This is a genomic window from Micromonospora sp. NPDC047793, from assembly GCF_040642635.1.
GTDB lineage: Bacteria > Actinomycetota > Actinomycetes > Mycobacteriales > Micromonosporaceae > Micromonospora.
Map to the genome: position 1 here is coordinate 708,968 of NZ_JBEYSG010000001.1, position 23,203 is coordinate 732,170.

Genomic DNA, 23,203 nt, shown 5'->3' on the forward strand with positions numbered 1-23,203 from the left:
GCCGGTCGTCACTCGCTGCGGTGCCGGCCGATGTGCTGCTCGGTGGGGAGGGTCGCGGAGGTGATGCGGACCGTGGTGCCCTCCGGGCCGGTCTCCACGTCCATCGCGTCGGTCAGCTCGCGGGCCAGCCAGAGTCCCCAACCGCCGGCGGTCTCCGGCGCCGGCCGGCTGCGGTCGTCGAGGCGCTGCACACTGATGCCCTGACCGTGGTCGGAGACCTCGCACATCACCAGTTCCGACTGCCGCCAGAGCCGGAGCCAGCCCCGCCCTCCGCCGTGCCGGACCGCGTTGGTGATCAGCTCGTTGACCGCGAGCACGAAGTCGTCGAGGCGGTCGTCGCGCAGCCCTGCGGCACGCACGCACGAGGCGACCGAGTGCCGCAGCTCGGTCACCTGTGCCTGGTCGAAGGCGTCGGCGATCAGGAGGGTGTGTTCGATGGGCACCACCGTACGCGGTGTGCGGGGTTCTGCGTTCGTCATGGCCCCGTCCCGACAGGAGATCGCAGAGCTTTAAGCGGCTTTTACCACCGTACGTCAGGATTCGTGGGACCGCATCGGCGAGGACCCGTCACACAGGCTGTGGCATGGTGACGGGCGTGTCCGCCCCCGGTGGTTTCGAACTCCCTCTCTGGCGGGCCGTCGCGGTCTTCCGGGTGGCCTCGCTGGCGTACGTCTGCGTGGTCGTGCTGCGCGACGCGGACCGCTACGCCCACCCTCTGCTCGCCGGGGTGCTGGTGCTGGTGATGGCGGTCTGGACCGGCGTCACCGCGATCGGCTACGCCGCTCCGGCCCGGCGCGGCTGGCCGCTGCTCCTGGCCGATCTCGGCGTCGTGGTGGCGATCCTGCTGGCCACTCCCTGGGTGATGGGCCGCGACGCGCTGGACGCCGGCCTGCCGACCATGGCGGTGGCCTGGTTGAGCGGCCCGGTGCTGGCCTGGGCGGTCTGCGGCGGACGGCGACGCGGCGCGCTGGCCGCTCTGGTCGTCGGCGCCACCGACCTGGCCACCCGGGGGATGGCCACCCCCACGGCGATCAACGGCGCGATCCTGATGTTGCTCGCCGGCGTGGTGGTCGGGCACGTCGCCCGGCTCACCGTGACCGCCGGGGAGCGGTTGCAGCGGGCGGTCGAGATCGAGGCCGCCAACCGCGAACGGGAACGCCTGGCCCGTGACATCCACGACTCGGTGCTCCAGGTGCTCGCCCTGGTGCAGCGGCGCGGCGAGCGACTCGACGGCGAGGCCGGCGAACTGGCCCGGCTGGCCGGTGAGCAGGAGGCGGCGCTGCGCATGTTGATATCCGGTACCGGCCCGATGTCCGTCGACGACGTGGACTCGCCGGTGGACCTGCGCGCGCTGCTCGGCCGGTACGCCTCGGGCGGCGTGTCGCTCTCCGCGCCGGCCACTCCGGTGCCGTTGGCCCCGCCGGTGGCCCGCGAACTGGCCGCCGCGATCGGGGCCGCGCTGGACAACGTCGCCCGCCACGGCGACGGACGTGCCTGGGTGCTGGTCGAGGACGAGGGGACGGCGGTCACCGTGTCGATCCGGGACGAGGGGCCGGGCTTCACGCCGGAACGACTCGCCGAGGCCGCCGCCCAGGGCCGGCTCGGCGTGACCCATGCGATCCAGGGCCGGCTCGCCGAACTCGGCGGGACCGCCCGGATCAACTCCACCCCGGGCTCCGGCACCGAGGTCGAGCTCACCGTGCCGAGGAGGGGATCGTGAACGGCGTACGCGTGATGGTGGTCGACGACCACCCGATGTGGCGGGAAGGGGTGGCCCGCGACCTCACCGAGGCCGGCCACGAGGTGGTCGCCAGTTGCGGGGAGGGCCGGCAGGCGGTCCGGGTGATCGCCGCGGCCCGCCCCGACCTGGTGGTGCTCGACCTGCAACTGCCGGACATCTCCGGTGTGCAGGTGATCCGGGGCCTGCGGGCGGAACGGCCCGAGGTGCGGGTGCTCATGCTCTCCGCCAGCGGCGAGCAGCAGGGGGTGCTGGACGCGGTGAAGGCCGGCGCCACCGGCTACCTGCTGAAGTCGGCCGGGCTGGCGGAGTTCCTGGACGCGGTCCGCCGGACCGCCGCCGGTGAGCCGGTCTTCACGCCGGGCCTGGCCGGGCTGGTGCTCGGCGAGTACCGCCGGCTGGCCGCCGTCCGGGAACAGGCTCCCGCCGGTACGCAGGACACCGCACCCCGGCTCACCGACCGGGAGACCGAGGTGCTGCGGCTGGTGGCCAAGGGGATGTCCTACAAGCAGATCGCCGAGCGGCTCGGACTGTCGCACCGGACGGTGCAGAACCACGTACAGAACACGCTCGGCAAGCTGCAACTGCACAACCGGGTCGAACTGACCCGGTACGCGATCGAACGCGGCCTGGACGAATGAGCGAGCGCAGCGAGCGAACCATCAGGCACAGCAGGTACGGCGGCACGCAGCGCAGCACAGTGACGTCGTGAGCGGGACTCAGACCGAGTGCGGCGGCCGGGTCTCGTGCACGGCCAACTCCTCCGCGCTGGCTCCGCCACCGGCCGCTCCCGCGTCGTACGCGATGGAGTCGGTCTCCTGGTCGGTGTGCGCGCCCTCGTCCGGTTCGACCAGCCGGCCCACCGTGGCGTCGGCGACGGTGCCCAGCCGGTCGTGGTCGTAGAGCGACACCGGGGATTTCGGGTCGGAGGTCGGGCCGGGATCGATCACGTCGGCGTCGAGCTGCGCCTGCGCCGCCTGCTCCCGGCTGTCCGCCTCGGCCGCGATGTCCGGGTCGACCGGACCGGCCAGCGGGTCGTCGACCGGCAGTTCGAACCGCTCCCGGCCGAGCTTGTAGTCCAGCGACTCGCCGTCGAGCTGCTCCTCGGCGGTGGTGCCGAACTCGTCCACCGCCACCGGGGTCCGGTCACCGGGCAACTGGGCCGGCGCCGGGCCGTCCGCCTCCCGGCCGGTCAGCACGTCGTCACCGGCCGTCGAGTCGTCGTCGGCGGTGTCCGGCAGGCCGTCGGCCTCAGGGTCGGACAGGGGGGTCGGGTACTCGTCGTCGCGCATGACTGACCACTACCCGTTGCCCTCCGGCCGTAACCGGTCACGTCCGCGTCGTTCGGGCAGCCGCCGCTGGCGGGCCACCGCGGCGACCGTGCCGGCGGCCAGGCCGACTGCGGCGGTCATCCGGACGAGCTGCCGGCGCCGCCCGGACCAGCCGCCCTCCGGCAGCGCCTCGGCGTCCGGGCGGAACACGTTCCCGCTGCTCTCGGCGCGCGGGGCGGGCCCGAACTGGGTGCGGTGGACGTACCAGCCGAGGAGGCGCTCGGCCGCGGCCGGAGCGAGGCGCCAGGGCAGGCCGATCAGCCGGGCGGCCCCGCCCGCGTACGCCTCGCGGCGCGGCTTGCGCAGCAGCCGGACGATCGTCTCGGCCACCACCTCCGGCGGGTAGACCGGCGGCGGGGGCGTCAGTTCCCGGCCGCTGTGGTTGGCGGCGTGCCGGAAGAACGGCGTGTCGATGGTGGCCGGCAGCACGGTGCAGACCGAGATCGCACCGCGCCCGGTGAGCCGCAACTCCTGGCGGACCGTGTCGGCCAGCCCCCGGATGCCGTGTTTGGCGGCGTTGTACGGCGACTGGTAGGGCATCGCCACCTCGGCCAGTATCGAGGCGTTGTTGACCACCACACCGCCACCGGCAGCCGACAGGTACGGCAGTGCGGCCCGGATGCCGTGGGCGCTGCCGAGCAGGTTCACGTCCAGCACCCGGCGGAACTCCGCCTCCGGGATCTCGTCGAACAACCCGACCGCGCCGACCGCCGCGTTGTTGATCCAGGCGTCGATCCGGCCGAACTCGGCCGCCGCGGCGGCCGCCAGCCGGTGCACCGCCGCCGGGTCGGTGACGTCGGTCGGCACCACAAGCGCCCGACCGCACAGCTCACGACAGTGCCCGGCGACCCGGTCCAGGGCCGGCGCGGAGCGGGCGGCCAGCACCACGGCGCAGCCGCGACGGGCCAGCGCGTAGGCGGTCGCCGTACCGATGCCACTGGAAGCTCCGGTGATCACCACGGTCGCGTCGGCGAGCTTTCGGGCGAGGGGCATTCCTCATCGGTACCCCCTGGTGTCCGGGTCATGCGCGCCGGACACCAGGGGATCTGCCATGTTTCGGCTCGTCGGAGCCCGGTTAATGGGACGCTCTGACCGGAGACCACCGCCCCATCCGCATGGAGGTGACCCATGCGCGTCGGCCTCGTCTGCGCCCACGCCGCTTCGCCGCCGTCCGGCGACGGTAACGTCGTCGGCACCTACCAGCACATCGCACGGGTCGCCGCCGAACTGGCGGGGAGAGGCCACGACGTCCGGGTCTACACCCGACGGGACGATCCGGAGGTCGCCGAGAGCGACCTCGTCGACGGGTACCGGATGGAACGGGCCCCGGTGGGTCCGATCACCCCGATCCCCACCGCCGAGCTGGTGCCGTACGTGCCGGCGTTCGGCCAGTGGCTGGCCGACCGGTGGTCCGGCGACTGGACGCCGGAGGTCGTGCACGGCCACTACTGGGTCGGTGGACTCGCCGCCGCGCAGGCGGTCCGGGAGACCGACATCCCGGTGGTGCAGACGTTCCACTCTCTCGGCATGGAGCAGCTCCGCCACCTCGGTTCGCAGTACGACGGGCCGGGCACCCGCATCCCGTTGGAACGGGCGCTGACCCGGGCGGTGGACATGGCCGTCGCCCAGTGCAACGACGAGGTCGACGAGCTGACCCGGATGGGTCTGCAACGCAGCTCGGTGGCGATGGTGCCGACCGGAGTGGACATCGACCGGTTCCACCCCGACGGCGAGGCGGCACCCCGGGACCAGCGTCCCCGGATCCTCTCCGTCGGCGGGCTCTCCCCAGGCCACGGGCAGGACGATCTGATCCGCGCGATGCGCCTGGTGGGCGACGCGGAACTGGTGATCGCCGGTGGCCCGCCGGCCGAGGGGCTGGCCAAGCACACCGAGGCCCGTCGGCTGCGGGAACTGGCCGAGCGGATCGGCGTGGGGGAGCAGGTGCACCTGGTGGGCGCCGTGCCGCACGAGCAGATGGCCACCTGGTACCGCTCGGCCGACGTGGTCGCCTGCACCCCGCACTACTCGTCGGCCGGACGGGTGTCGCTGGAGGCGATGGCCTGCGGGGTGCCGGTGGTCGGCTACGCGATGGGCGGTATCGCCGACGCGGTGGTGGACGAGGTGACCGGCAAGCTGGTGTCGCCGGGCGACGTCCGGACGCTGGGGATGACGCTGCGTCGGGTGCTCACCGACAACGCGGGCCGGTTCGCGTACGGGCACGCGGCGGTGGACCGGGTCCGGTGCAGCTACACCTGGGAGCGGACCGCCTCCGCCCTGGAACGGCTCTACGAGCGGGTGGTCGGCCGGCGCAGGCCCGTCGAGGCGGCCTGAGCCAGACCGGAGCCGGTCTGGGAGAGCTGGGCGGCGGGGTGCGGCATCGGCCCGTCCGTGCCGCCCGGGCGTGCCCGGCTCGGCTGCGGCCCGATCAGCGGCTTGCCGGCGACGACCGCCCGCGAGGTCTCCTGGGCGACGGCGTGGTGGTGCTGCGGCTCGGCGTACCGGGTGAGGCCGATGACCGAGGCGAGGGTGACCAGGAAACCGACTCCGGCCAGCCACTCCCGGCCGGGCCAGATCTTGTCGTTGAGCAGCAGCAGCCCGACGATCGCGGCGGGGACCGCCCCGGCGGCGTCCATCGCGGCCACCGCCGCCGTGGTGGAGCCGCGCTGCATCGCCAGGCCGAGCAGCAGCTGCCCGACCACGGAGTGCCCGACCAGCACGTAGAGCAGCGGGTCGGCGAGGAACGCGTCCCAGGTCGGTGCGGAGGCCAACGGGCGGGCGGCGATCGCGGCGGCGGAGAAGGCCAGCCCGGCCAGCGAGCCGAGCGCCACCGAGCCGGGAGCGCCGCGTAGCCGGACCGCGAAGAAGCCCAGCACCGCGATCACGCCGAGCGTCACCAGCAGGGCGATCATCCCGGCGGTGCCGAGGGGCTTGGACTGTGCCGGCTGGGCGGCGAGCACCAACGCGGTGATCCCGGCGAAGAGCAGGAGCAGCAGCACCACCTCGGCCACCGGCAGCCGCCATTTCAGCACCAGGACACCGAGGATCGCGGTGACCCCGAGCCCGGCCGCCACGCTGGCCTGCACCAGGAACAGCGGCAGGTCGCGGCGGGCCAGGAAGGCCAGCACGAAGCCGCCCACCTGGCAGACCAGGCCGATCAGGTAGGCGCGGTGTCCGGCCAGGCGCAGCAGCAGACCGGGATCGAAGGTGTGCTGCACTGTGGTGCGGGCTGCGGCGACCGACTGCAACAGGTTGGCAACGCCGTACGCGACGATCATCGCCGCGAGAAAACACCAACCCGAGGTAGCCACCTGGCGAGGATAGAGGTAACCGGACGTCAGTGCGCGGCGGGCCGACCGAGCCTGTCGAGGAGTTCGGCGTGCAGTATTCCGTTGCTGGCCACCGCGCTGTTTTCGCCTCCGGCGGGGGCCGGTCGACCGGCCAGATCGGTGAAGGTACCCCCCGCCTCGGTCACGATGGGTACCAATGCGGCCACGTCCCAGAGCGACAGCTCGGGTTCGACCATGACGTCCAGTGCGCCCTCGGCCAGCAGCATGTAACCGTAGAAGTCGCCGTAGGCTCGACTGCGCCAGGTGTCCCGCATCAGTTGGAGCATCGGCGCCAACCGACCGGCCTCCTCCCAGCCGCTGAGGGAGGAGTAGCAGAAGCTCGCGTCGGCCAGCTCCGCGACGGCGGAGACCCGGATCGGTTCGCCCGAGGCGGCGTCCGGGCCCGCGTACGCCCCGGTGCCGGTCGCCGCCCACCAGCGGCGGCCCAGGGCCGGTGCGGAGACCAGCCCGGCGACGGGTCGGCCGTCCTCCAGCAAGGCGATCAGGGTGGCCCAGACGGGCACTCCCCGGACGAAGTTCTTGGTGCCGTCGATCGGGTCCACCACCCACTGCCGGGTGCCGGCGGCCGGCGATGCGCCGTACTCCTCGCCGAGCAGCCCGTCGTCCGGCCGGTGCTCGGTCAGCAGCGACCGGATCGCGCGCTCCACGGCGGTGTCCGCGTCGGAGACGGGGGTGAGGTCGGGCTTCGCCTCCACCCGCAGGTCGAGCGCGCGGAACCGGGCCGCCGAGATGGCGTCGGCGGCGTCGGCGAGCCGGTGGGCGAGAGCGAGATCGTCGGCGTACCCCGTCATGCCGGACACGGTAGCGACGCCGGTCGCGGCCGGTCCCGCCGGGCCGTCGTGACCTGGGCGCGGCTCACTCCGGATGCCCGCGCGGCTCGACCTCGCCGCGTGGCTCCAGGTCGCCGGAGCGGGAGGCCAGCAAGCGGCGGTACGAGGCCAGCCGGCGCGGATCCGCCCGCCCCAGTGCCACCCAGGCGTCCAGCGTGCAGTCGGCCTCGTCGGCGGTGTGCGGGCAGTTGGCCGGACAGTCGGCGGTGGCCTCGACGAGGTCGGGGAAGCCGTGCAGCAGGCTCTCGGCCGAGACGTGTGCCAGCCCGAAACTGCGGACGCCCGGCGTGTCCACGATCCAGCCAGGGTCGTCCGCGGCGCCCGGCAGGGCAGGCAGCCGCAACGCCACCGCGCTGGTCGAGGTGTGTCGCCCCCGGCCGATCGCGCTGACCGTGCCGACCGCCCGGTCGGCCTCCGGGACCAGCCGGTTGACCAGCGTCGACTTGCCCACCCCGGAGTGCCCGACGAGCACCGACACCCGGCCGGCGAGCAGGCTGCGGAGGGCGTCCAGCGGCGAGTCCGGCCGGATCAGCACGTACGGCAGTTCCAGCTCGGTGTAGTAGTCGAGCACCGCCTCGGGCCCGGCCAGGTCGGCCTTGGTCAGGCAGAGCAGCGGCTCGATGTCCGCGTCGTAGGCCGCCACCAGGCAGCGGTCGATGAATCCGGTACGCGGCGGCGGGTCGGCCAGCGCACTGACGATCACGAGCTGGTCGGCGTTGGCGACGACCACCCGTTCCAGCCGCCCCTCGGCGGTGCTGGCGTCGTCCTCGGCGGTCCGCCGCAGCACCGAGTGGCGGGGGGCGATCCGGACGATGCGGGCCAGCGCCCCGGCCGCGCCGGAGGTGTCCCCGACCAGGGCCACCCGGTCCCCGACCACCACCGACTTGCGGCCCAGCTCGCGGGCGCGCATCGCGGTGACGGTGGGGTCGTCGGGCCCGGCTCCGGTCAGCACGCAGGAGTAGCGTCCCCGGTCCACCGCGAAGACGAAGCCGTCCCGGGCGTCGGCGTGCCGGGGGCGGGTGCGGGTACGCGGACGCGAGGACTTCCCGGGCCGGACCCGGACGTCGTCCTCGTCGTACTCGCGTCGCTTGGTCGCCAGGTCCGCCCCTCCGTCGTCGGTCAGCTCTTGCCGGTCACCATCGCCGACCATAGTGCCGGAAACTCGGGCATGGTCTTCGAGGTGCACGCCACGTCGTTCAACTCGATGCCGGGGACGGCCAGGCCGGTGATCGCCGCGGCGTGCGCCATCCGGTGGTCATCGTAGGTGTGGAACACGCCACCCCGCAGCGGTCGGGGGCGGATCTCCAACCCGTCGGACGCCTCGGTGACGTCCGCACCCAGCGCGGCGAACTCCCGCGCCAACGCGGCCAGCCGGTCGGTCTCGTGCCCCCGGATGTGCTCGACGCCGGTGAACACCGAGGGGGAGTCGGCCAGCATCGCCAGCGCGGTCAGGGCCGGGGTCAGCTCGCTGACGTCCGAGAGGTCGGCGCGCAGCCCGTGGACCGTCCCGGTGCCGCGTACGGTGAGCCCCTCGGTGGTGAGCGCGACCTCCGCGCCCATCTGCTGCAACAGCGAGCGGAGCCGCTCCACCGGCTGTGCGCTGCTGCCCGGCCAGCCCTGGAGCGTCACCTCGCCGCCGGTGACCAGCGCGGCGGCGAAGAACGGCACCGCGCCGGAGAGGTCGGGCTCGATCTGCCAGCCGCGCCCGGTCAACGGGCCCGGTTCGACCACCCACACGTCCGGCGTGCTGTCGTCCACTGCCGCGCCGGCCGAGCGCAGCATCTGCACGGTCATCCGCAGGTGGGGCGCGGAGGGCACCGGCGGGCCGACGTGGCGTACCACCAGGCCCCGGTCGAAGCGCGGGGCCGCCAGCAGCAGGCCGGAGACGAGTTGGCTGGAGGCGGAGGCGTCGATCACCACCTCGCCGCCGGTCACCCGCCCGGTGCCGAGGACGGCCAGCGGCAGGCTGCCCGGACCGGTGGTGTCGATGCGGACGCCGAGCGAGCGCAGCGCCTCGATCAGCGGGCCCAACGGCCGGGTGCGGGCGTGCGGGTCGCCGTCGAAGGTGACCCGGCCGTCGGCAAGCCCGGCGACCGGCGGTACGAACCGCATGATCGTGCCGGCCAGGCCGACGTCGACGTGGGCCGGGCCGACCAGCGGGTGCGGCCGGACCAGCCAGCGCTCGTCGTCGGCGATCGACACGTGCGCGCCCATCGCCCGCAGCCCACCGGCCATCAACTCGGTGTCCCGGGCGCGCAGCGGCGCGGCCAGTGTCGAGGGGCCGGCGGCCAGCGCGCTGAGCACCAGGGCCCGGTTGGTCATCGACTTGGACCCGGGCAGGCGTAGCGACGCCGACACCGGATCGCTGGCCGTCGGGGCGGTCCACGGCTGTAGCGGCCGGGTCGCGGTCAGGTTCCCCACGGTTCCCATTCTGCCGTGTGCCGGGCGTCGGCGGACCTCGCCGTTTCCCACTCCCGATGAACGGGACAGCCGCCCGGCCGGTGGCGCGCTAGCGTGTCGGACATGTGCGGGAGGTACGCCACGACCCGGAGCTCCGGTGACCTGAGCGGGCTGTTCGAGTCCGCCGACGAGACCGGTGGCGACCTGGCGGTCGACTACAACGTGGCGCCGACCGATCCGGTGCCGCTGGTGCGGGTCAGCTCCGAGGGGCACCGGGTGCTCTGTCTGGCCCGCTGGGGCCTGGTGCCGCCGTGGTCCCGGTCGCCCGCCGGCGCCGCACGCATGATCAACGCTCGCGCCGAGACGGTCGCCACCAGCCGGGCGTACGCGCCGTCCTTCGCCCGCCGTCGGGCCCTGGTCCCGGCCGACGGCTGGTACGAGTGGGTCCGTCGACCGGACGGCACCAAGCAGGCGTTCTACCTGACCCCACGCGACGGGTCGGTGCTCGCCTTCGCGGGCATCTGGTCGGTCTGGGGCGGCCCCGACGACCCGCTGATGACGTGCAGCGTGGTGACCACCGGCGCCCTGGGTGAGCTGGCCGAGGTGCACGACCGGATGCCGTTGCTGCTGCCGCCGGAGCGGTGGGCGACCTGGCTGGGCGGGGGAGGTGAGCCGGCGGAGCTGCTGGTCCCGCCGGCACCGGAGTGGCTGGCCGGGCTGGAGGTGCGCCCGGTGGGGCCGGCGGTCGGCGACGTCCGCAACGACGGTCCCCGGTTGACCGCCCGGGTGCCACTGTCGTCCCCGGCCGGCCCGGAAGAGGCGACTCTGTTCTGATTGCACCCCGCATATTGTCGGGAGTGATTTGCCGCAGTTGCGGGTGAAAGGTGCAGGGCTCTTTCTGGCAACTTCCCGGCAGACACTTGTCCCCGTGCCAGTAAATGCGATAGAACACAGCGCCGGTGGTGGGTGTCGTTCGCGTCCTGTGAACGATGCTCATCGATATTGCTGGTCCCACGGGGGAGGTGGGTGGATGACACGGGCGCGTATGCCCCGTCCGCACGAGGTGGCCGCCGCACGGCGTGATCCACGACTGTTGAGGGCGCTGCACGAGCGGCGACAAGACGAAGCCTGGCGTACCAGGGGGACATGCCAGAGCGTCGATCCGGAGACGTTCTTTCCGGCACCGAACGAGCCGGCCGACGCGGCGGTGGCACTCTGCAACAGCTGTGACGTGCAGGGTTCCTGTCTCGCCTGGGCGCTGGAAGTGGGCGACTGCCACGGCGTGTGGGGTGGCACCACACCCCGCGAGCGGCGGGCGATGTTGGTGGCCTGGCGTGACGAGGTCCAACCCGATCCGGACGCCGCCAGCGAGGCGGGTCCGCCGGTGCGTGATCGACTGCTCACCCTGGTGCCGCTGAGCTGATCGATGAGCCGGTCCGGGGCGGGACGCCGTGTCGTCGGACGCGACCGTCCCGCCCCGGAGGCGGCCCGACGTCGTCGGCGGGAACGAGGCACGCCGACCTGCGGACCGGCCGGCGGTGGTGGTGCCCGGACACCAGCCCGGCCGCCGGTGGCGCGGGCGGCGGCGTGACCGCCGGTGGCGCAGAGCGTGCGGCCCGCAGAATGGAGCCGTGCCGCACGACGACCTCATCGAGACCCCGCACGGCCCGGCGCGGGTGGACACCGACCGACCGCCCGGCCCGGCCGGCGCGCTGCTGGTGCTCGGGCACGGGGCGGGTGGCGGTGTCGACGCACCGGACCTGCTCGCGCTACGCGACGCGGCGGTGGCTGTCGGGTTGGTCGTGGCCCGGGTGACACAGCCCTACCGGGTCGCCGGTCGGCGGGCTCCGGCTCCGGCCGGACACCTCGACACGGCCTGGACCGCCGTGTCGACCGTGCTGCGGGGGCGTCATCCGGGCGTACCGGTGCTGGTGGGAGGTCGCTCCAGCGGCGCGCGGGTGGCCTGCCGGACGGCGCGTGGCGTTGGCGCCGCCGGGGTGGTCGCACTCGCCTTCCCGCTGCATCCGCCCGGCCGCCCGGAACGCAGCCGGGCCGCCGAGCTGGACAGCGGGGTGCCGACACTGGTCGTCAACGGCGACCGGGACCCGTTCGGGGTGCCCGAGCCGGGCCCCGGCGTGCAGGTGGTGGTCCGCCCGGGCCAGCGCCACGACCTGCGTGGCGACCCACCCGGCACGGCGGCGTTGGTGATCGACTGGCTGCGCGCGCACGGCTGGGTGCGGTCCTGACCGCCCGTCGTCCGCCCGGCCGGGACGCGGCCGTCGCGGTGCCGGTCGGGGCCCGCGCCGTGTCCGGTGGCCGCGCCGGGTCGTTGCATCCGATGGTGTCGCCCGCCCGGTCGGGGCGGTCGCACCGGGCTCCCAGGCCCTTCCTGGTCCCAGCCGTGTGATCCGCGCGGCCGGGACCAGGATCGGGAGTCGGATCCGGAATGCCCTGGCCTGCGGTGGGTGTTGAACCCCTCGGATGACCACTGTGCGAGGGGGTGACCGGTGCCGACCGAGATCCGGAACCGGGAACGCGACGAGCGGGACGCGCGGCAGCTACGGCAGCTGCTGGCGGGCCCGGACTGGCCGGCGACGGTGTCACCGGCCGAGGTGGCGACGGGCACACCCGTCGGAACCGAATCTGCCGGGAGGTCCGTGCGCGTATCCTCGGCGGGGAAGCATCCGACCCGAGGGGATGTGCGGTTGACCACCGAGAAGACGGACGAGCGCAGGGCCCGGTTCGAGCGGGACGCGATGCCATTCGTCGATCAGCTCTATGCGGCCGGCCTGCGAATGACGCGTAACCCGGCGGATGCCGAGGACCTGGTCCAGGAGACCTACCTGAAGGCGTACGCGGCCTTCCACCAGTTCGAACAGGGCACGAACCTGAAGGCCTGGCTGTATCGGATCCTGACCAACACCTACATCAACTCCTACCGCAAGCGGCAGCGGCAGCCGGTGCAGGCGCCCACCGACGAGATCACCGACTGGCAGCTCGCCGAGGCCGAGTCGCACACCTCCAGTGGGTTGCGCTCCGCCGAGACGGAGGCGCTCGACCGGCTGCCCGACAGTGACGTCAAGGAGGCCCTCCAGCAGCTGCCGGAGGAGTTCCGGCTGGCGGTGTACCTGACCGACGTCGAGGGGTTCTCCTACAAGGAGGTCGCCGACATCATGGGTACGCCGATCGGCACCGTGATGTCGCGGTTGCACCGCGGTCGTCGTAATCTGCGCAAGCTGCTTGAGGGCTACGCCGCGGAGCGCGGCTTCTCGGCCGCGCCGTCGACGGCCCGGAGTTCCGCTGCCACCGGCCGGGAGGTGTGACGTGAGTTGTGGAGACCCGCACGAGACGGATTGCCGCGAGGTCCTCGCCGAGGTCTACCTCTACCTCGATCTGGAGTGCGCCCAGGAGCGGCGCTCCCGGATCCGTCACCACCTCGACGAATGCGGTCCCTGCCTGCGGGAGTACGGCATCGAGCAGGAGGTGAAGGCGCTGGTGGCCCGCTGCTGCGGCAACGAGTCCGCGCCGGACGAACTGCGCGAGCGACTGCGGGTACGCCTCAGCGAGATCGTGGTGTTCGAGAGCACCGAGTCCCGCGAACTGGCCGACTGACCGGTCGGCGCGGGAGGGACGACGACGCCGGTGGCCCGGACGGGCCACCGGCGTCTCGCTGTCCGGTCCGCCGGGACCGGAGCGTCGTCGTCAGGAGTTGGGGCGCTTGCCGTGGTTGGCGGCGCTCTTCTTCCGGGCCTTCTTCTTGCGGGCCTTCTTCGCCATGGTGACCTCCTCGTGATGATCGTCTGCGCACGACCTCGACCCCGGGGCACGCTACCGGCCCTCCGGAGCCAGGGTCCGACCTGTTGATGCTAGTGCGGTCGGCGTCGACGCATCCTCGCCGGGGCTGCTGCTCGCCGCCCGGGGAGGACCGCCACATGATTGGATGTGGCGCAGGCAGTCGCGAGAGAAGGGGCCGGGAGATGGCCGAGGAGATCCGCGCCGAGATGGTGGCGAACGTCTGGAAGGTCGTCGCGTCGGCCGGGGACACCGTGTCCGAGGGGGACACGCTGGTGATCCTGGAGTCGATGAAGATGGAGATCCCGGTGATCGCCGAGTCCGACGGCGTCGTGCAGCAGCTCGCGGTCAACGAGGGCGACGTGGTGCAGGACGGTGACCTGATCGCGGTGATCGGTTGACCGGCGTCCTGGTCCGCGCGGCCGAGCCGGCCGACTTCGCCGCGGTGGCCCGGTTGACCGTCGCCGCGTACGAGGCCGACGGCCAGTTGAAGGGCGAGAACGGTTACGCCGAGGTGCTGGCCGACGTCAGTGGTCGGGCGGCACACGGCCGGATCCTGGTCGCCGTCGACCCGGCCACCGGTCAGGTGCTCGGCACGGTCACCTTCGTCCTGCCCGGCAGCAGGTACGCCGAGCTGTGCCGACCGGACGAGGCGGAGTTCCGCATGCTGGCCGTCGATCCGGCCGCACAGGGACGGGGTGCCGGTGCCGCCCTGGTCGAGGCGTGCGTGGCGGAGGCGACCGGGCGGGGCTGCACCGCGCTGGTGATCTGCGTACGCGCCGGCCACGCCGAGCCGGCGCACCGGCTCTATCGGCGGCGGGGCTTCGTCCGCGTACCGGAACAGGACTGGTCGCCGATGCCCGGTGTCGACCTGCTCGCCCTGCGACTGACGCTGACCCCGGCCGGCTGAGCGCTCGGACCTCCGGCGGGCGTCGGCGGTCGGGCGGTCACGCCTCGGCCGGTGCGGCCGGTACCGCGATCGCGGCCAGCAGCTCGTAGGCGACCTCCAACGCCACCCGCTTGCGGTCGGCGTCGGTGATGTCCGGCGTACGCAGGGCGAACCAGCTGCTGTGCACGGCGAACAGGGCCAGCACGGCGCGTAGCTGGGCACCGGCGCTGTCGTCGCCCCGGCACAGCACGGAGGCCAGCCGGAACATCCGCTCGCGCATGTCCCGACCGGCGGAGAGGTTCTTCAGGGCGGTCTGGTTCTGCTCGAAGAAGCGCATCACCGACGGCTGTTCGCCGCCGAACATCGCGTCGGCGTACCGCTCGATCAGCGCCCGGCGGGTGGCGAGCGTGTCCGGTTGGCCCTCGCCCCAGGAGATCAGCGTGTCCATCCGGCCCAGCCGGTCCTCGACGACGCTGGTGACGATCTCGTCCTTGCTCTTGAAGTGGTAGTAGAGGGCGGCCTTGGTCACGCCGAGTCGTTCGGCGACCTCACGCAGCGATGTCGCCTCGTAGCCCTGCTCGGTGAAGAGTTCCAGCGCGACGGCCTTGATCCGCTCCCGGGTGCCGCCTGTGCTCTGGCTCACCTGCACCACCTAATCCAGTTGACCGTCATCTGCTGTCCAACTTACCGTCCGGCTAGTAAGGTAGCTAGCCGGTCGGCAAGTAAGTGCGTCACGTCTCGGGGGGAGAGCTTACCGATGGCCTCACAACAACAGGCCGCCGTGCGACCCAACATTCGACTCGTCCTGTTCGGGCTGATGATCGCCATGATGCTGGCGATGCTCGACAACATGATCGTCAGCACGGCGCTGCCCCGCATCGTCGGCGAGTTCGGTGGGCTCAACCACTTCACCTGGGTGGTGACCGCGTACGTGCTGGGCACCACCGTCTCCACCCCGATCTGGGGCAAGCTCGGCGACCTGTACGGCCGCAAGAACGTCTTCCTCACCGCCGTGGTGCTCTTCCTGCTCGGCTCCGCGCTCTGCGGCATGGCCGGCTCGTCGGCCCTCGGCGGACCCGACGACGGGATGGTCCAGCTCATCGCCTTCCGCGCGGTGCAGGGCCTCGGTGCCGGTGGCCTGATGGTCGGCGTGATGGCGATCATCGGCGATCTGGTCCCGCCTCGTGAGCGCGGCCGGTACCAGGGCATGATCGCCGGCATCATGGCCATCGCCATGGTCGCCGGACCGCTCGTCGGCGGCTTCATCACCGACCACCTCTCCTGGCGCTGGGCGTTCTACGTCAACCTGCCGCTCGGCGGCGTGGCGCTGGTGCTGCTCATCGCCACCCTGCGCCTGCCCCGGTACCGCACCGAGCACCGGATCGACTGGCTCGGCGCCGCGCTGCTGTCGGTCGGCATCACCGCGATCGTGCTGATCACCACGTGGGGCGGCAACGAGTACGCCTGGCGCTCCCCGCAGATCCTCGGCCTCGCCGCCCTGGCGCTCGTCGCGCTGGTCGCCTTCGGGTTCGTCGAGCGGCGCGCCCCCGAGCCGATCCTGCCGCTGGGTCTGTTCGCCAACCGGAACTTCGCCCTGATCTCCACGATCGGCTTCCTGCTCGGCTTCGCGATGTTCGGCGCGATGAACTTCCTGCCGCTCTACCAGCAGACCGTGCAGGGCGCCTCGGCCACCAACTCGGGCCTGCTCCTGCTGCCGCTGATGTTCGGCATGCTGGTGGTCTCGCTGCTCGTCGGCCGGGCCATCACCCGGACCGGTCGCTACCGGATCTATCCGATCGTCGGTGGCGCGGTGATGGCCGTCGGGCTCGCCCTGCTGAGCCTGCTGGACGTGCACACCAGCAAGGTCCAGTCGTCGCTCTACATGATCGTGCTCGGCGTCGGGATGGGCTTCCTCATGCAGACGTCGATGCTGATCGCGCAGAACAGCGTGGAGCAGAAGGACCTCGGCGCGGCCAGCGGCGCGGCCACCTTCTTCCGCTCCATCGGCGGCTCGTTCGGCATCTCGCTGTTCGGTGCGATCTTCGCCAACCGGCTGGCCGGTACCGCCGCCGGTGGTGCCTTCAGCGGCGGCGGCGAGGCCGGGGCGGCGATGAACATCGACCAGCTCCGGGAGTTGCCGGCACAGGCGCGCGAGGCGGTGCTCGGCGGGTTGGCTGACGCGATCTCGCACGTCTTCCTGTGGGCGGTGCTCTTCGCCGTGCTGGTGCCGGTGCTGGCCTGGTTCATCCGCGAGATCCCGCTGCGCACCAGCAACGAACCGACCGGCACGCCCGAGGAGCAGGCCGAGACCGCTCTGGCCCGCTCCCCGTCCGCGTGAGCCGCATGAGCCGGCTGTTCCGGATGTTCCGGATGTGTCGGATGTAAGGAGGGGTCCCCTGCTAACGCCTCGTGCATAGCAGGGGACCCCTCCTTACATCCGTGAGCGCGAGATGCGCGGATCAGGGTGGGCCGGGTAGGCGGGGGCGGAACGGGCGCAGCAGCCGGTGCAGCAGTGCGCGCAGCGGCGAGCGGTGCCCTCCGGCGGGTGCGCCGGCCAGGGTGCGCGCCAGGGCGACGCTGTCCGGGTCGAGATCCGGGGTGGCCAGCGCCAGGTGGGCCAGGGAGGCGGCCATCGGCACCGGGCCCTGCCGGGTCGCCTCGGCCACCGTGGCGAGTCGGGCGGCGACCAGCCCGGCCACGTCGGGCCGGACCGACGGGTCCACCCAGGCGGCGGTGACCAACGCGAACAGGGCCGCCTCGGCGACCTCCTCGGTGTCGGTCAACTCGATGAGCACCCGCCGTCGCGTCGAGGCGGCCCACGGCTCGTCGGTGCGGTGGTGCAGCAGGCCGAGGCAGGCCCACACCTGGACGCAGCGCACCCAGAGCGCGGGATCCTGCCCGGCGAGCACCCGGCCCAACGCGGTCGGCGGAGCCTCCGGCGGGTGGGCCAGCAGGCCGAGCAGGTCCGACAGGTCGAGCGTGGCCAGGCCGACCGCCGTGTCGTACGCGGCCGGTGGGTGCGGCCAGGCGGGGTGGGCGAGCTGCTGCAGTCGCCGGGCCGCGTCCGCGGAGGGCGGTGGCGGTGTCGGGCGTGCCCGCTCCGCGGTGTCGGACGGCGGGCGGGCGGCGACCGGCGTCACCTGTCCCAGCCAGGGGCGGCCACGGCAGCACTCGGCGAGGTCGCCGTGCTCGTGGGAGTCGTCGGGATGGTCGCGGACGAAGTCGGCCAGCGCGACCAGGTGGCGTACGTCGGCGTCGCGCTGGAACCGCAGCCGGTGCGCGGTGTGCACGGCACAGTCGAAGGACGGGTTGCGGGTCAACGCCCGCTCGATCCAGACCAGCGCCTCGTCGAGCCGGCCGTGGTCGGCCAGCGTGCCGGCGATGTCGGCGTACACGGCGAGGTCGTCCGGGTCGTGGTCGACGGCACGGCGCAGCGCGACGAGCGCCTCCCGGGTACGGCCCGCGCTGCGCAACGCGTACCCGAGCCAGACCTCGCCGATCTTGGACGGTGCGGCGCGTACGCCCCGACTGGCCCAGCGGACCGCGAGCGGCACCTCGCCGACCCGCCGGGCCAGCGCGGAGGCCGTGCCCAGCAGCAGCCCGTGTTCCGGGTGGACGGTGACCGCGTTGCGGGCCAGCGTCAGGTAGGCCGCCAGGGCGGCCCGGTCGGACGCGGGGACCGGGTCGGGGGCGGCGGCGCAGACCTGCATCAGGACCCGGGCCGCCTGGTCCGGACCGAGGCGTTCGGCCAGGTCGGGTGAGGTGACCCAGGGGACACCGGCCCAGTCCGCTCCCGGTGCGTGCGCGGTGGCGGCCACCAGCAGGTCGAGCCCTTCGGCGGGACGGCCGGTGGCGGCGAGCAGGTGTGCCCGGGCGACGACCGCGCCGATGAAGGTGTGGTGTTGCAGAGGGAAGAGTTCCACCGGGTCGTCGCCGCCGGCCACGGCCAGTCGGGCCAGGGTCTCGTGCACCTCGGGCAGCGTCGGTGCCCGGGCCAGCGCAGCCGCCACGTGGTCAGCGGCGTGTGCCAGGTCGCCGGAGTCCAGGGCCTGCCGGGCCAGGGCCAGTTCCTCCGTCGCCGGCAACGCCCGATCGTCGGTTCCCTCGGCCACGTCGTCCTCTCGGTGGTAGGTACGGGTTGCGCGGTGAGGTCGGGTCAGCGTAGGTGACGACTCCTAGTTTTGGTGATCCACTGCGCAGTACTGCGCGTTCGGTTGCTCATACGTGAAGAATCCTGCAAGACTGAGCATCAAACGCGCGGGGACCGCGCAGGGGAGGAGTTCGCGTGACGCGCCCAGGAAGCGGCATGGCCGCCGACATCGACGAGCAGCCGGCCGGTTACGAGCGACTGCTCTCCGACGAGTACGCGACACCGATCGCCCGGGTCGCCGCCGCCATCGCCGAGCGCCGCCCCCGGCACGTGGTGTTCACCGCGCGCGGCACCTCCGACCACGCCGCGCTCTACGGGGCGTACCTCGCCGAGATCCGTCTCGGCCTGCCGGCCGGGCTCGCCTCGCCCAGCGCCGTGACCCTCTTCGGCGCCCGGCCGGACCTCTCCGACGCCCTGGTCGTCGGCGTCAGCCAGAGCGGCGGCTCGCCCGACCTGGCCGAGGTGCTCCGGAGCGCCCGGGACTCCGGCGCACTCACCCTCGCGGTCACCAACGCACCGGACTCTCCGCTGGCCGGGACCGCCGAACTCTCCGTCGACATCGCCGCCGGACACGAGCGGGCGGTGGCGGCGACCAAGACGTACACCGCGGAGCTGCTCGCCCTGCTCCTGCTGGTCGAGGGGATCCGGTCCGGCGACGGCACGCTTCCGGACGACGAGCGCCGGGCACTGGCCGCGCTGCCGGCACTGGCCGCCCGGACCCTCGCCGACCCGACCGCCACCGAGCTCGCCCCCCGCTACCGCTTCGCCGGCCAACTGGTCACCACCGGCCGGGGGTACGCGTACCCGACCGCCCGGGAGGCCGCGCTCAAGCTGATGGAGACGTCGTACCTGCCGGCGTTGGCCTTCTCCGGCGCCGACCTGCTGCACGGCCCCCTCGCGATGACCGACCCGGACGTGCCGGTGCTGGCCGTGGTCGGCTCCGGGCCGGGCGGGCAGGCGATGCGCGAGGTGCTGCCCCGGCTCGGCGAGCGTCGGGCCGACGTGGTCGTGGTCGGCTCCGCCGAGGTCGAGGGGGCCACCCGGCTCGGCGTGCCCGAGGTCGACGAGCGCTACGCCCCGCTGCTGGACATCCTGCCGCTGCAACGGCTGGCGCTGGCCCTCGCGCTGACCCGGGGCGAGGACCCGGACGCGCCCCGGGGCCTGAAGAAGGTCACCGCGACGAGGTGACCCTCGGCGTGGCACGCTGGTCGGCGTGTCAACGCTGCGCGATCTCGCCGAGGAGCACACCCGTCTGCGTCCGGCCGACATCGACCACCTGCACCGCATCGCCGGTGACTGGCAGTTGCTGTCCGACCTGTCCTTCGCCGACCTGCTGCTCTGGGTCCCCGTGGACGGTGAGGGGAGCTTCCTCTGCGTGGCCCAGGTCCGCCCGACCACCGCGCCCACCGCGTACCAGGACGACCAGGTGGGACGCATCGTCGGCGGCCCGGAGGTGGCGCACCTGGACGTCGCCTACGGACAGGGCCGGATCTGGCGGGAGGGCGATCCGGTCTGGTACGGCGACGTGCCCGCCCGACACGAGGCGATCCCGGTCCGGCTGCGAGCCGCCGACGGGGAGTCCGACGAGGTGATCGCCGTGGTGGGGCGGGACACCAACCTGTCCACCGCCCGTACGCCCAGCCAGCTGGAGTTGAACTACCTGACCACCGCCGACGACCTGGCGCAGATGATCGCCGACGGCACGTTCCCGCCGCCCCGGCACCCCGGCGAGACCACCTCGGCGCCCCGGGTCGGTGACGGGCTGGTCCGGCTGGACGCCGGGGGCAAGGTCACCTACGCCAGTCCGAACGCGCAGTCCGCGTACCGCCGGTTGGGCTACGCCTCCCACCTGGTGGGCGAGGATCTCGCGGCGCTGCACCGCCGACTGGCCAACGACCCGCTGGAGGGGACCGAGGCCGGCAACGGCATCCTCGCCGCGCTGCGCGGCGAGGCACCGCCCCGGCGCGAGATCGACGCGCGGGGCGCGACCATGCTCACCCGGGCCCTGCCGCTGATGCCCGCCGGTGTGCCGATCGGCGCGCTGGTCCTGGTCCGGGACATCACCGAGGTACGCCGCCGGGACCGGGCCCTGATCACCAAGGACGCCACCATCCGGGAGATCCACCACCGGGTGAAGAACAACCTCCAGACCGTCGCGGCGCTGCTGCGCCTCCAGGCCCGCCGGGTCGGCATACCCGAGGCGCGGGTCGCCCTGGAGGAGTCGGTACGCCGGGTCGCCTCGATCGCGTTGGTGCACGAGACGCTCTCCATGTCCAGCGACGAGGCGGTCGAGTTCGACGGGATCGTCGACCGGGTGGCCAGTGCGGCGACCGAGGTGGCGGCGACCGAGGTGAGCGTCGGGATGCGACGCACGGGCAGCTTCGGCGTGCTGCCGGCCGAGATCGCCACCTCGATGGTGATGGTGCTCAACGAGCTGCTGCTCAACGCCGTCGAGCACGGCTTCCCGCCGACCGGTGAGGCCGAGGACGAGGTCGGTGTCGAGCCGGAGCCACCGGGCCCGGCCACCGCCGACGCGCCCGAGGTGGTGGTGTCGGCGCACCGGGCCCGCAAGATGCTGCACGTCACCGTCGCCGACAACGGTCGGGGGCTGCCGGACGACTTCGACGCCTCCGGCAGCGGGAAGCTCGGTCTGCAGATCGTCCGCGCCCTGGTCACCGGCGAGCTGCGGGGCAGTATCGAGCTGCGGCCCGGCGCCGAGGGCGGCACCGAGGCGATCCTGATCGTCCCGCTGGCCCGCACCGCCCCGGAACGCCCTGGCGCCTGAGCGTGCCCTGGCGCCTGAGCGTGCCCCGGCGTCGACTGTGCCTCGGGCCGACCGGGAGTGTCGCCGGTCGCCCTCGGTGCCGCGCCCGGCGGGCGGTCAGCGGTCGTCGGCGGTGAGCAGGGCGACGGTGAGGCCGGGTCGGCGCCAGACCCGGGTGACGGTGTAGCCGCTCCGCAGCGCGTCACCCTTGGCCCCGGGGACGGCGGCCAGCGGGTCGTCCGGACCGCCGGCGACCACCAGCCAGGCCCGGTCCACCCCCGCCAGGCACTCCGTCAGCCGGTCGCACTCGGTGGCCCAGAGATCGCCCCGGCGCTGCGGGTCCGCCACCGCCAGTACGTCCCGGGGGGTCCGCTCGCCGAGGTGGTAGCGCAGCCCCAGGTCGAGGAAGAGCCAGCTCTCCCGGGGCGAGTAGACCACCGCGTCGTCGGGGCGCAGGTCGTCGGCGACGATCCGGGCCGCGCCCGCGTAGTCGACCGTGGCGCTGCGCGGCCACTCGTGGGTACGTCGCAACGCGGCCTGGTCCGGCAGACCGAGCAGCCCGGCCAGGGCCACCACGGCGAGTGCACCGGGCGCCCGGACCGTACGCAGAGCCGCACCGGCCAGCAGGCAGCCGAACGGCACCACGAAGACCAGGTAGCGGGGAACCCAGAGCGGGACGACGGACCCGGCGACGAAGAGCAGCAGCACGGGCAGCAGCACGCAACTGGCCGGCAGCAGCGCCCGCCGACCGGCCCGGACCGTACCGAGGGCGGCGAGCCCGACCAGGAGGCCGCCCACCACCCCGCTCTGTACCACCCCGCCGGGCAGCGCCGCCAGGTCCCCGGGCCGCGCCGCGTCCACCCAGTCCAGTTGCCGGGCCCGTTGCCCCCGGGCCCGCAGCGCCAACGGGGTGACCGCCGCGAACACCGGCACCAACGCGGCCACCCACCCCCACGCCACCCGTCGCCGGAACCGCCGCCGCCCCCCACCGGCCCCGAGGTCGCCTGCGGCCCGGGGCCCGGGGTCAGGGGTCGACGCCCGGTCCGATGACGCCGGATCGGCGGCGGGCGGTGCGGTGGTGCCCGGTGAAGCGGTGCGGGGTGTGGCGGTGAGTACGGCGACGGCGTGCGCGGCGAGCAGGGTGAGGGCGACCAGGTGGGTGAGCCCGAGGGCGGCGGTGGTCACGGCGTACCCGGCCCAGCGGCGTGGACCGGGACGGTGCAGCGAGTCCACGAGCAGCAGGGTGCTCAGCACGGCCAGGGCGGTGGCCAGCGCGTACGGGCGGGCCTCCTGGCCGTAGCGGGAGGTGCTGGGCAGGACCGCGAACAGCAGCCCGGCGAGGGTGCCGACGCGGGCGTCCCAGAGCCGTCGACCGAGCGTGGCGGTCAGGCCGGCGGCGACGGCCATGGCCAGTGCGGACGGCAGGCGCAGCGCGGCCACCGAGTCGCCGGCCACCGCCGTCCAGGCGTGCACGAGCAGGTAGTAGGGCGCGGCGGCGGCGTCGATGGTGCCGGTCAGCCGGAACAGGTCGGCCGCCGGCCGGGTGGCGGCGCTCCAGGTGGCCAACTCGTCCCGCCACGGCTGGGCGGAGTCCAACCCGGCCAGCGTCACCAGCAGGGTCAGGCCCACCGGAAGCAGCCAGACCGGCAGGGCACGCAGGCGTACGCCGCTGAGCCGGACGCCGGTTCCGGCGACCGGGACCGACCTATCGGACAAATCCCCCACATCGCGAGCCTGCCACATGATCGCGCTCCGAGTGGCGGCAGCGACCGCCCGTGATGTGGGATGCGGCACGCAGTCATTGGCCGGCCCATACCCGGTGTGGCAACATGACGTTCATGACTGCCGCCGTCGTGCGCCGCTTCGTGGCTCGCCGCCACGTTGATTACGGCCGCGTGCGCAGCGCCATCTGTCCGGCCTACTGACGACGCCCGACCACCCTGCCTCGGGCACCTGGCGCGC

The 23,203-nt window shown here is 73.5% G+C and carries 23 protein-coding genes; 13 read left to right on the forward strand and 10 right to left on the reverse strand.

Features of this window, described 5'->3' with window-relative positions:
• Positions 1-8 precede the first annotated feature (8 nt).
• Positions 9-479, reverse strand: a complete 471-nt coding sequence (locus tag ABZ738_RS03250) for an ATP-binding protein (protein WP_131056427.1) — start codon at positions 477-479, stop codon at positions 9-11.
• A gap of 104 nt (positions 480-583) precedes the next feature.
• Here ABZ738_RS03250 and ABZ738_RS03255 point away from each other — a divergent pair, with 104 nt between their 5' ends.
• On the forward strand, positions 584-1,720 hold the full coding sequence (locus ABZ738_RS03255) for a DUF5931 domain-containing protein (protein WP_131056429.1): 1,137 nt from the start codon (positions 584-586) through the stop codon (positions 1,718-1,720).
• A 14-nt stretch (positions 1,721-1,734) separates the two neighbouring features.
• Positions 1,735-2,379 (forward strand): response regulator transcription factor, encoded by a 645-nt coding sequence (locus ABZ738_RS03260; RefSeq protein ID WP_131056433.1) that lies wholly within the window; start codon positions 1,735-1,737, stop codon positions 2,377-2,379.
• Positions 2,380-2,457: 78 nt separating this feature from the next.
• On the opposite strand, the gene ABZ738_RS03265 is transcribed toward ABZ738_RS03260, so the two are convergent.
• Entirely contained in the window at positions 2,458-3,030 is a 573-nt protein-coding gene (locus tag ABZ738_RS03265) for a DUF5709 domain-containing protein (protein WP_131056431.1), read from the reverse strand.
• A gap of 9 nt (positions 3,031-3,039) precedes the next feature.
• The gene (locus tag ABZ738_RS03270; protein ID WP_357210624.1) at positions 3,040-4,062 is read right to left on the reverse strand and encodes an SDR family oxidoreductase; all 1,023 of its coding nucleotides are present in this window, start codon (positions 4,060-4,062) and stop codon (positions 3,040-3,042) included.
• 135 nt (positions 4,063-4,197) lie between these two features.
• Here ABZ738_RS03270 and ABZ738_RS03275 point away from each other — a divergent pair, with 135 nt between their 5' ends.
• Positions 4,198-5,400 carry a glycosyltransferase gene (locus tag ABZ738_RS03275; RefSeq protein ID WP_357210627.1) on the forward strand — a complete coding sequence of 401 codons (1,203 nt, stop codon included), beginning with the start codon at positions 4,198-4,200 and terminating at the stop codon, positions 5,398-5,400.
• On the opposite strand, the gene ABZ738_RS03280 is transcribed toward ABZ738_RS03275, so the two are convergent.
• The 4 genes from ABZ738_RS03280 to aroA form a co-directional block, all read right to left on the reverse strand.
• Positions 5,355-6,344 (reverse strand): hypothetical protein, encoded by a 990-nt coding sequence (locus tag ABZ738_RS03280; protein ID WP_201272449.1) that lies wholly within the window; start codon positions 6,342-6,344, stop codon positions 5,355-5,357. The two genes, ABZ738_RS03275 and ABZ738_RS03280, sit on opposite strands and share 46 nt — an antisense overlap.
• A gap of 59 nt (positions 6,345-6,403) precedes the next feature.
• Positions 6,404-7,207: a histidinol-phosphatase gene (gene hisN / locus ABZ738_RS03285; RefSeq protein ID WP_357210630.1), complete on the reverse strand. Its 804-nt coding sequence runs from the start codon at positions 7,205-7,207 to the stop codon at positions 6,404-6,406.
• A 64-nt stretch (positions 7,208-7,271) separates the two neighbouring features.
• Positions 7,272-8,396 carry a ribosome small subunit-dependent GTPase A gene (gene rsgA, locus ABZ738_RS03290; protein WP_357210633.1) on the reverse strand — a complete coding sequence of 375 codons (1,125 nt, stop codon included), beginning with the start codon at positions 8,394-8,396 and terminating at the stop codon, positions 7,272-7,274.
• Complete coding sequence (aroA, locus tag ABZ738_RS03295; protein ID WP_357210635.1) at positions 8,366-9,667, reverse strand: 3-phosphoshikimate 1-carboxyvinyltransferase; 1,302 nt, start codon at positions 9,665-9,667, stop codon at positions 8,366-8,368. Before aroA ends, rsgA begins: the two co-directional genes overlap by 31 nt.
• A 102-nt stretch (positions 9,668-9,769) precedes the next feature.
• On the opposite strand from aroA, the gene ABZ738_RS03300 reads away from it, so the two are divergent.
• From ABZ738_RS03300 to ABZ738_RS03330, 7 genes are all read left to right on the forward strand, one after another.
• Positions 9,770-10,480, forward strand: a complete 711-nt coding sequence (locus ABZ738_RS03300; protein ID WP_131054847.1) for an SOS response-associated peptidase — start codon at positions 9,770-9,772, stop codon at positions 10,478-10,480.
• A 196-nt stretch (positions 10,481-10,676) separates the two neighbouring features.
• Complete coding sequence (locus tag ABZ738_RS03305; protein WP_131054846.1) at positions 10,677-11,069, forward strand: WhiB family transcriptional regulator; 393 nt, start codon at positions 10,677-10,679, stop codon at positions 11,067-11,069.
• Positions 11,070-11,277: 208 nt separating this feature from the next.
• Positions 11,278-11,892, forward strand: coding sequence for an alpha/beta family hydrolase (locus ABZ738_RS03310; protein ID WP_176095154.1), 615 nt, complete (start codon positions 11,278-11,280; stop codon positions 11,890-11,892).
• A gap of 261 nt (positions 11,893-12,153) precedes the next feature.
• On the forward strand, positions 12,154-12,969 hold the full coding sequence (locus ABZ738_RS03315) for a sigma-70 family RNA polymerase sigma factor (protein WP_162854371.1): 816 nt from the start codon (positions 12,154-12,156) through the stop codon (positions 12,967-12,969).
• A gap of 1 nt (position 12,970) precedes the next feature.
• The gene (rsrA, locus tag ABZ738_RS03320; protein WP_131054331.1) at positions 12,971-13,258 is read left to right on the forward strand and encodes a mycothiol system anti-sigma-R factor; all 288 of its coding nucleotides are present in this window, start codon (positions 12,971-12,973) and stop codon (positions 13,256-13,258) included.
• A gap of 365 nt (positions 13,259-13,623) precedes the next feature.
• A complete protein-coding gene (locus ABZ738_RS03325; RefSeq protein WP_093405215.1) occupies positions 13,624-13,839 on the forward strand; it encodes a biotin/lipoyl-binding carrier protein in 216 nt (71 codons plus the stop codon).
• On the forward strand, positions 13,836-14,348 hold the full coding sequence (locus ABZ738_RS03330; protein ID WP_357210643.1) for a GNAT family N-acetyltransferase: 513 nt from the start codon (positions 13,836-13,838) through the stop codon (positions 14,346-14,348). Before ABZ738_RS03325 ends, ABZ738_RS03330 begins: the two co-directional genes overlap by 4 nt.
• A 37-nt stretch (positions 14,349-14,385) precedes the next feature.
• Here ABZ738_RS03330 and ABZ738_RS03335 read toward each other — a convergent pair whose 3' ends face one another.
• On the reverse strand, positions 14,386-14,976 hold the full coding sequence (locus ABZ738_RS03335) for a TetR/AcrR family transcriptional regulator (RefSeq protein WP_201272417.1): 591 nt from the start codon (positions 14,974-14,976) through the stop codon (positions 14,386-14,388).
• 108 nt (positions 14,977-15,084) lie between these two features.
• On the opposite strand from ABZ738_RS03335, the gene ABZ738_RS03340 reads away from it, so the two are divergent.
• Positions 15,085-16,665: an MDR family MFS transporter gene (locus ABZ738_RS03340; protein WP_131054328.1), complete on the forward strand. Its 1,581-nt coding sequence runs from the start codon at positions 15,085-15,087 to the stop codon at positions 16,663-16,665.
• Positions 16,666-16,786: 121 nt separating this feature from the next.
• On the opposite strand, the gene ABZ738_RS03345 is transcribed toward ABZ738_RS03340, so the two are convergent.
• The gene (locus ABZ738_RS03345) at positions 16,787-18,439 is read right to left on the reverse strand and encodes a tetratricopeptide repeat protein (protein WP_357210645.1); all 1,653 of its coding nucleotides are present in this window, start codon (positions 18,437-18,439) and stop codon (positions 16,787-16,789) included.
• A gap of 194 nt (positions 18,440-18,633) precedes the next feature.
• On the opposite strand from ABZ738_RS03345, the gene ABZ738_RS03350 reads away from it, so the two are divergent.
• Together ABZ738_RS03350 and ABZ738_RS03355 are read left to right on the forward strand one after the other, a co-directional pair.
• Positions 18,634-19,665 carry an SIS domain-containing protein gene (locus tag ABZ738_RS03350; RefSeq protein ID WP_131054333.1) on the forward strand — a complete coding sequence of 344 codons (1,032 nt, stop codon included), beginning with the start codon at positions 18,634-18,636 and terminating at the stop codon, positions 19,663-19,665.
• Positions 19,666-19,690: 25 nt separating this feature from the next.
• Complete coding sequence (locus ABZ738_RS03355; protein WP_357210647.1) at positions 19,691-21,262, forward strand: histidine kinase N-terminal domain-containing protein; 1,572 nt, start codon at positions 19,691-19,693, stop codon at positions 21,260-21,262.
• 96 nt (positions 21,263-21,358) lie between these two features.
• Here ABZ738_RS03355 and ABZ738_RS03360 read toward each other — a convergent pair whose 3' ends face one another.
• Entirely contained in the window at positions 21,359-22,966 is a 1,608-nt protein-coding gene (locus ABZ738_RS03360) for a glycosyltransferase family 39 protein (RefSeq protein ID WP_357210933.1), read from the reverse strand.
• Between the last annotated feature and the right edge of the window lie 237 nt (positions 22,967-23,203).

What these genes read in the sequence shown, in the direction of transcription:
- ABZ738_RS03250 (WP_131056427.1), bottom strand. Translation starts at nt 479, where the DNA reads ATGACGAACGCAGAACCCCGCACACCGCGTACGGTGGTGCCCATCGAA.
- ABZ738_RS03255 (WP_131056429.1), top strand. Translation starts at nt 584, where the DNA reads ATGGTGACGGGCGTGTCCGCCCCCGGTGGTTTCGAACTCCCTCTCTGG.
- ABZ738_RS03260 (WP_131056433.1), top strand. Translation starts at nt 1,735, where the DNA reads ATGGTGGTCGACGACCACCCGATGTGGCGGGAAGGGGTGGCCCGCGAC.
- ABZ738_RS03265 (WP_131056431.1), bottom strand. Translation starts at nt 3,030, where the DNA reads ATGCGCGACGACGAGTACCCGACCCCCCTGTCCGACCCTGAGGCCGAC.
- ABZ738_RS03270 (WP_357210624.1), bottom strand. Translation starts at nt 4,062, where the DNA reads ATGCCCCTCGCCCGAAAGCTCGCCGACGCGACCGTGGTGATCACCGGA.
- ABZ738_RS03275 (WP_357210627.1), top strand. Translation starts at nt 4,198, where the DNA reads ATGCGCGTCGGCCTCGTCTGCGCCCACGCCGCTTCGCCGCCGTCCGGC.
- ABZ738_RS03280 (WP_201272449.1), bottom strand. Translation starts at nt 6,344, where the DNA reads ATGATCGTCGCGTACGGCGTTGCCAACCTGTTGCAGTCGGTCGCCGCA.
- hisN (WP_357210630.1), bottom strand. Translation starts at nt 7,207, where the DNA reads ATGACGGGGTACGCCGACGATCTCGCTCTCGCCCACCGGCTCGCCGAC.
- rsgA (WP_357210633.1), bottom strand. Translation starts at nt 8,396, where the DNA reads ATGGTCGGCGATGGTGACCGGCAAGAGCTGACCGACGACGGAGGGGCG.
- ABZ738_RS03300 (WP_131054847.1), top strand. Translation starts at nt 9,770, where the DNA reads ATGTGCGGGAGGTACGCCACGACCCGGAGCTCCGGTGACCTGAGCGGG.
- ABZ738_RS03305 (WP_131054846.1), top strand. Translation starts at nt 10,677, where the DNA reads ATGACACGGGCGCGTATGCCCCGTCCGCACGAGGTGGCCGCCGCACGG.
- ABZ738_RS03325 (WP_093405215.1), top strand. Translation starts at nt 13,624, where the DNA reads ATGGCCGAGGAGATCCGCGCCGAGATGGTGGCGAACGTCTGGAAGGTC.
- ABZ738_RS03340 (WP_131054328.1), top strand. Translation starts at nt 15,085, where the DNA reads ATGGCCTCACAACAACAGGCCGCCGTGCGACCCAACATTCGACTCGTC.
- ABZ738_RS03350 (WP_131054333.1), top strand. Translation starts at nt 18,634, where the DNA reads ATGGCCGCCGACATCGACGAGCAGCCGGCCGGTTACGAGCGACTGCTC.